General features: G+C 75.0%; 4 protein-coding genes, 1 tRNA gene and 1 pseudogene. 1 reads left to right on the forward strand and 5 read right to left on the reverse strand.

What is annotated here, in order from left to right:
- Positions 1–28: 28 nt before the first annotated feature.
- The 3 genes and pseudogenes from ACFU6K_RS26990 to ACFU6K_RS27000 all read right to left on the reverse strand — a co-directional run.
- Positions 29–104 (reverse strand) — tRNA-His (locus tag ACFU6K_RS26990).
- Positions 105–279: 175 nt separating this feature from the next.
- Positions 280–882: an oligoribonuclease gene (gene orn / locus ACFU6K_RS26995; protein ID WP_380667220.1), complete on the reverse strand. Its 603-nt coding sequence runs from the start codon at positions 880–882 to the stop codon at positions 280–282.
- Between the two features lie 865 nt (positions 883–1,747).
- A pseudogene (locus tag ACFU6K_RS27000) lies at positions 1,748–2,753 on the reverse strand (helix-turn-helix domain-containing protein); the annotation flags it as partial.
- A 1,034-nt stretch (positions 2,754–3,787) separates the two neighbouring features.
- Here ACFU6K_RS27000 and ACFU6K_RS27005 point away from each other — a divergent pair.
- The gene (locus ACFU6K_RS27005) at positions 3,788–4,594 is read left to right on the forward strand and encodes a GNAT family N-acetyltransferase (RefSeq protein WP_380667222.1); all 807 of its coding nucleotides are present in this window, start codon (positions 3,788–3,790) and stop codon (positions 4,592–4,594) included.
- Between the two features lie 242 nt (positions 4,595–4,836).
- Here ACFU6K_RS27005 and ACFU6K_RS27010 read toward each other — a convergent pair whose 3' ends face one another.
- Complete coding sequence (locus tag ACFU6K_RS27010; protein ID WP_380667224.1) at positions 4,837–5,856, reverse strand: HAD-IA family hydrolase; 1,020 nt, start codon at positions 5,854–5,856, stop codon at positions 4,837–4,839.
- A gap of 434 nt (positions 5,857–6,290) precedes the next feature.
- Positions 6,291–6,768 (reverse strand): hypothetical protein (locus ACFU6K_RS27015; protein ID WP_380667226.1); only part of this gene is annotated, 478 nt, incomplete at its 5' end.

Genomic DNA, 6,768 nt, shown 5'->3' on the forward strand with positions numbered 1-6,768 from the left:
CTCTTGAAGAGATCGGCCCCTCAGGCTCTGGGGTGAGTGACGGGACTCGAACCCGCGGCCACCTGGACCACAACCAGGTGCTCTACCAACTGAGCTACACCCACCATCTGTCCGGTCCGTTCCCGCTCTCGCGTTCCCGTTCCGACAGGAAGAACTCTACAGGATCCGAGAGGGTGCTCGCGCCAGGGTTTCGCTCCGGCGAACGCGGGCACCTTCTCGGCCCTTCCGGCAGGGGTCCGCCGGGCGGCTCCGGAGCGGGCCCGTCCCGGCGGGACGGGCTCAGCTCGCCGGGGCCCGGTACTTCGCGGCGATCGCCCGCGCGGTGTCGGCGTCCGGGCCGGGCTGCGGGACGAACACCGCCTCGCGGTAGTACCGCAGTTCGTCGATGCTCTCCCGGATGTCGGCGAGCGCCCGGTGGTTGCCGCCCTTCTGCGGGCTGTTGTAGTACGCCTTCGGGTACCAGCGGCGGGCCAGCTCCTTGATCGAGGAGACGTCCACGATCCGGTAGTGCAGGTGCTTCTCCAGGGCCGGCATGTCCCGGGCCAGGAAGCCGCGGTCGGTGGCCACCGAGTTGCCGCACAGTGGGGTCTTCCCGGCCTCCGGCACGTGCTCGCGCACGTAGGCGAGCACCCGCTCCTCGGCCTCGGCCAGGGTCATGCCCTGCTCCAGCTCCTCCAGCAGCCCGGAGGCGGTGTGCATCCCGCGCACCACCTCGGGCATGTTCGCCAGCGCCTCGGCCGGCGGCCGGATGATGACGTCCACGCCCTCGCCGAGGATGTTCAGCTCGGAGTCCGTCACCAGCACCGCGACCTCGACCAGGGCGTCCTGGTCGAGGTCGAGGCCGGTCATCTCACAGTCGATCCATACCAAACGGTCATTCACACAACTCACCCTACGGCGCGATCACGCGCCGCGGGGACCGGTGGAGCCGAGCGGGGTGCCTCGGCCTGGTGCTCCTCCGGCCCGTCGTGCGTGCCGTGGCCGTCCGGGTGCTCGCCCTCCCGGCCGGTCAGGACCGGGTGGCCGTCCCGTCCGGTCCGGACCTCGCGCGCCGTCCGGGCGGCCTCGGCCGCGGGCCGGCCGGCCTGGCCGCGGACCTGCGGAGCCCGGGCCTGGCGGCCGCGGAGCTCGCCCGGGCCGGAGCCCGGCTGCCCGGCCGGGGCCGGCATCCGTCCGGTGGCCGCGCCGTGGCCGCGCCCGGCCGAACCGGGGTCGTCGGCGGGCCGCTCGGCCGCGCTCCGGTGCCCCTGGCCCTGGCCGCGCACCCCCGGCTGGGGGAGGCCGTCCTCCGCCGCCGCGTGCTCGGCGGTGCGCGGCGGACGACCGGTCCCCGACCCGGCCTGCGGCGGAACCACCGGCGGCCGCAGCGGACCGCGCCCAGTCGCACCCTGCTGCCCGGGGTGCGACTGCTGCGAGGCCTGCTGGTGCGGGTACGGCTGACCGCCGCGGGCGTGGAAGGCCTGGCCGGTCGGCGTCCCGACCTGGCCCGGACCGAACCCGCCGGGCTGCCCGTGGCCGCCCTGCTGGCCGTGTCCGACCTGCTGGCCGTGCTGCCCGTGCGGCACCGGCTGCCCGTGCGAGCCGACCGGAAGCGGCGCGCCCGGACCGGCCGGGAACGGCTGCCCCGACGGCATGCCGTGGGCCCCGCCGAACAGCGGACCGCCCGTCGGGACGACCGCGCCCGCCGGGTGCGGGAGCGCTCCGGACAGCCGCAGGTCGCCGAGCGCACCGGCCGGGGCGGTCGGCTGCTGACCGGGGCGACGGGCCCGGTAGCTGGTTCGGTACGCGGCCGGGGAGACCCCGAGCTGGCGGCGGAAGTGCCCGCGCAGCGCCACCGGCGAACGGAACCCGCACCGGCGCGCGACGTCGTCCACCGACAGTTCCGAGGTCTCCAGCAGCCGCTGCGCCTGGAGCACCCGCTGGGTGATCAGCCACTGCAACGGCGCGCTGCCGGTGAGCGTGCGGAACCGCCGGTCGAAGGTGCGCCGGCTCATGTACGCGCGAGCCGCCAGCACCTCGACGTCGAACTGCTGGTTGAGGTTCTCCAACGCCCAGGTGACCACCTCGGCCAGCGGGTCGTTGCCGATCTCTTCAGGTAAAGACTGATCGATGTACTGGGCCTGTCCTCCGCCGCCGCGGCGGCTCGGCACCACCAGGCGGCGGGCCAGCGCGTTGGCCGCCTCGGCGCCGTGGTCGCTGCGCACCACGTGCAGGCACAGGTCGATGCCGGCGGCGGTGCCGGCCGAGGTGAGCACGTCGCCGTCGTCGACGAACAGCTCGCGCGGGTCGACGTGGACCCGCGGGTAGCGCTTGGCCAGCGTCGGCGCGTACATCCAGTGGGTGGTCGCCGGGCGGCCGTCGAGCAGGCCGGCGGCCGCCAGTACGAAGGCGCCGGTGCAGAGCCCGATGATCCGGGCGCCCTCGTGGTGGGCCTTGCGCAGGGCGGTGATCGCCTCGACCGGCGGGGGCTGGGAGATCGAGCGCCAGGCCGGTACGACGATCGTGCCGGCCCGGGCGAGCGCCTCCAGGCCGTACGGCGCGGAGAGGGTCAGTCCGCCGGTGGTGGCCAGCGGGCCCTCCTCGCCGGCGCAGACCAGCAGGCGGTAGCGGGGCACCCCGGCGTCCTGGCGGTCCACGCCGAAGACGGAGAGCGGAATGGAGCTCTCGAAGATCGGGGCGCCGCCGAAGATCAGCACCGCGACGGTCTCCCGGCGGCGCCGGCCGGACAGCTTGCGCGGGGCGGAGGCCGTCACCGGGGTCGGGGAGCCGTTCGCTCCGGGCCCGCCGTGGCCCAGCGGGCCGTGGCCGGAGCCGGAGCCGAGTGCGAGGCCACCGAGCGGACCGCCGCCCGGCCCGGCGGCGACGGTGCCGCCGCCGTTCGGCCCCGGGGCGCCGCCGCCGTAGCCGGGGTGGCCGGAATGACCGGGGTGACCGAGCTGGCCGCCGTAGCCCGGGTGGCCGGAATGGCCGGGGTGTCCCGGATGGCTGGAATGGCCCGGGTGCTCGCCGCCGTAGGTCTGGCCGGTACTGACGGGTCCTCGGCTGACGGGTTGTCCGCCGAAGGGCTGTCCGCCGAAGGCCGGCTGTCCTCCGTAGGCGGGCTGGCCTCCGTAGGCGGGCTGGCCTCCGTAGGGTGCCGCCGCGCCGTGGTCGGCCGTGGCCGGCGCCGCGCCGGGGCCGATGCCGGTGCCCGCCCCGGGGGAGGGCACTGCGGAGTACGAGGAGTGCGAGGCGGCGCCCGGGGTGCCGGAGGTGCGGGTGGTGGCGATCGCGGCGGTGCCAGTGCTTCTCGCGGACCGACCCGAGCTGCCGGCCGCCGCCTGGCCGCTGTCAGGACCCGCGTCGCTCCTGCTCACCCTGCTCAAGGCGCTCAAGCCCCCTCGGTGGTGTGGTGTGGGTGGTGCGGCACTGCTGGCCAAGATCGAAATCTATCGGGTGGACCATTGCCGTTGTGACAAGTTCACCATCCGACGCTATGTCGACATGGCAATTTGGCGTGATGCATTCGATCACGAAGCGTGGCACCCGTCGACCTTTCTGGGAAGAGGGCCGGGGCAACGGTGGCTGGTTGTCGCGGGACGGTTCCTGGGGCGTCCGGCTCCGGTGTGCCCGGCCGGCTGGTCTGGGCTGCGGATTTGCCCAAGCGGGAGGGATCGGCGCGAAATTGACCGAAAATCGGCGGTGCACGAGGGGGCGCACGGGGAGAAGTCGTGCGCCTCCCAGGCTTCATCCGGCCAAGCCTGGGACGGCGGAACCGGGAACCGGAGCACCGGGTTACGGTCCTGCCGTGAACACCAACAGCCGGCTCGAACGGGCCAACGACAACGCCGCCGCCTTCTGGCTCGCCCAAGCCCGCGTCCACGGCTGGCAGTCCCGCACCCGCCCGGGGCTGACCGCGGTCCGGTGCGCCCGGACCCCGGACGATGCGCACCGCATCGTGGTGACCCGCCCCTACGACGAACCGGCCGCCGTGGAGCAGGAGTTGGCGGAGCTGATGGCCGAGTGGTCGACCATACGCTGCACCGTGGAGGACCCGTACGACGGGCTCGATCTCACCGGCCTCGGCGCCACCCGGATGCCGCTCATGCCGGTGATGGTCCGGGATCCGGGGCCGGTCGAGGGCGCGACCACCGACCTGCCCGCGGTCTCGGAAGCGCACGGGGGCGGCGTCCTGACGGTCGATGAGGCGCGGGACGGCGACAGCTTCGCCGTGGTCGAGCGGACGATCGTGGAGGGCTTCCCGCTGCCCGCCCGACAGCCCTGGGTCCGGGGCGAGGCCCTTCCGGAGCAACTGCTGGACGTCGCCGGCTGGCGGGGCTGGCTCGGCCGCGTCGACGGCGCGGTGGCGAGCACCTGCCTCACCTATGACGACGGCCGGGCCACCGGCGTGTACTGGGTCGCCACGCTGCCCGACCTGCGCGGCCGGGGCGCGGCCCACGCCGTCCTCCGGACCGCCCTGGCCCACGCACACCCGGACCGCCCGGCCACCCTGGTCGCCACCTCGCTCGGCGAACCGCTCTACCGCAAGCTCGGGTTCGTCGAGCAGGCCCGCACCTGCTGGTGGACCCGTACGGCGGTGGCGGCGACGGTGTAGCCGGGGGGCCGGTGAGTCCGGTGAGTCCGGTAGGGCCGGTGGGACTGGCGGGGCCGGCGAACGGCTGACGGCGGCGCGGGGGCGGCGGGGAAGCGAGGGGGCTCGGGCGGGGTGCGGCCGAGGGGCTACCGGGCGGCCGCCGCCGCGGCTGCGGACGACGCCGCAGGGGGCGCGGCGGCGAAGGTGGTCCGGGCGGGTGCGGCGCCGTCGGGCCCGGTACCGAGGGGCTTCGGACGGACGGCTCAGGCCGTGGCTCCGGCCGTGACGGTGGCCGCGGCCGGTGCGGGGCGGAGGCCGTCCGTGGCCGGGCCCGGTCTGCTCCCCGCCCTGGTCCCGGAGCCCGGGCCGGTCTCCGGACGGGCCTCGGCGATCAGGGCAAACCCGTCGGATCGGTTTCGGACACCCGGCCCACCTGCGGGGGTGGCCTGGCCGGCGGTCCCGGCGGTCGCGGGAACGGATGCACTCGGGCCGTCCACGGCGGCCACCGCGGGACGTGCGCCGGACCGTGCGCCGACCAGCGCCGTCGCGTGTACCGGTGCTCCCGCCGCGGCCTTCCGGAGCGGCCCGCCGGAACGGACGTCCGGCCGCGGCGAGGGCGCGTTCCGCGCGGCGAGGACCTGGCCGACGGCCTCCGGCAGACCGGCCGCCTTCAGCGTCGGCCGGTAGCCGCTCTCCGCCCACGGCCGGCCGTGGTGCAACCAGACGCTGCGCAGCCCGGTGAGTTCGGCACCGGCGATGTCGGCGGGCGCGTGGTCCCCGATCATCCAGGTGTGCTCGGCCCAGTCCCCGGTGGGGGAGATGCCGCACCGCTGGGCCGCCATCTCGAAGATCAGCGGGTCCGGCTTGACGCAGTCGGCCTCCTCGGAGATGACCCAGCCGTCGACCAGCGGGCCCAGCCCGGTCCGCCGGATCTTCTCCAACTGCGGCCGGGTGCCGCCGTTGCTGACGATCCCCAGCGTCCACCCCGCCGCCCGGGCGGCCCGGAGCGCCTCGATGTGCCGGGGCGGGCAGTGGATGTGGGAGTTGATGCCGCGTCGGTAGTGAGCGGTCAGGAAGTCGGCGGAGACGTCCAGCCCGTAGCGCCGCCGGACCGCCGACAGTACGGTGCTGCGCGGTACGTAGCCGCCGCCGTCGAGGGTGACGAACCAGTCGAGGTCGACCGGCGGGAGGTCGTGCTCGGACAGGAAGTCCTGCGCCCAGGCCCGGTAGGCGGCGTCCCGGGGCAGCAGGGTGTTGTCGAGGTCGAACAGGAGCAGGGACATGCCGAGCATGGTGCCAGCGGCCGCGCCTATGCATATGGCAAATGCCAGACGCCGTCGCGAAGCCGTACGGAGTGGCTGAAACGGCCTCCGCACCCCGGGGGCGGGCGGTGACGAGCGGGTTCACCGGGGCTGTCGGGGCAGGTCGGACGTCACGGTTCGCGACGCGCCGCAACGGATCGTCGCCGATCCATGACAGTCCGGTCACGGTGTCCCGTGGGGCTGTTGCGCCGCCCGGTCCGCTCAGTCAAGCTCCAGGGAACCTCCTTTCCGGAGGGGGCGCGATCGCCTGTGGGCGGAGCGCACAGCCTCGGCGGGCGCATCCCCCTTTCGCGGGAACAACGTCGCTCCGGAGCTTCCTCGCTGGGCGGGGCCCCAAGCCCGTCGTACTCTGAAAGGAACAGGTCACATACGGTGCTGCGCGGCGCAGACCGACGTCATCCCGTGGGCGGGCCTGCTGCCCGGGCAGCGTTGTCCTCCTCCTCTCCTGTCGGCCCCTCTCCATCGAAGAGCCGTGAGCCATGGCTGGTTTTGAGCCTCCCCGACCGGTTGAACCGGACACGTCCCGCAGCGTGGACCCGGCCCGCGGGCCTGCCGCCGATCGTTCCGACGGCCGGGCCGAGGTGTGCGCCGACCAGTGCGGTGAGGACCGCCGCGATCACCACGATGACCACCTCGGCGGCGACCACGGCGACCAGGGCGACCAGGACGGCAGCCACGGCAGTTACGGCAGTCGTGGCAGCCACGGCGACGAATCCGACGGCGGCCATGACGTCGCCCGCGACGGCGGCCGTGGCGGCGAACGCGACGGAGGCCGCGGGGACGGCAGCGCGGGCGGGCCTGCCGACGGTCCTGCCGCCGCTGCCGGCGAACGAGCCGACGCGCGCGCCGAGGCCTCGGGCCGCATCCCGGGCG

This window comes from Kitasatospora sp. NPDC057512 (assembly GCF_042802135.1).
Lineage (GTDB): Bacteria > Actinomycetota > Actinomycetes > Streptomycetales > Streptomycetaceae > Kitasatospora.

Coding starts and splice junctions, on each gene's coding strand:
- ACFU6K_RS27010 (WP_380667224.1), bottom strand. CDS start 5,856: ATGTCCCTGCTCCTGTTCGACCTCGACAACACCCTGCTGCCCCGGGAC.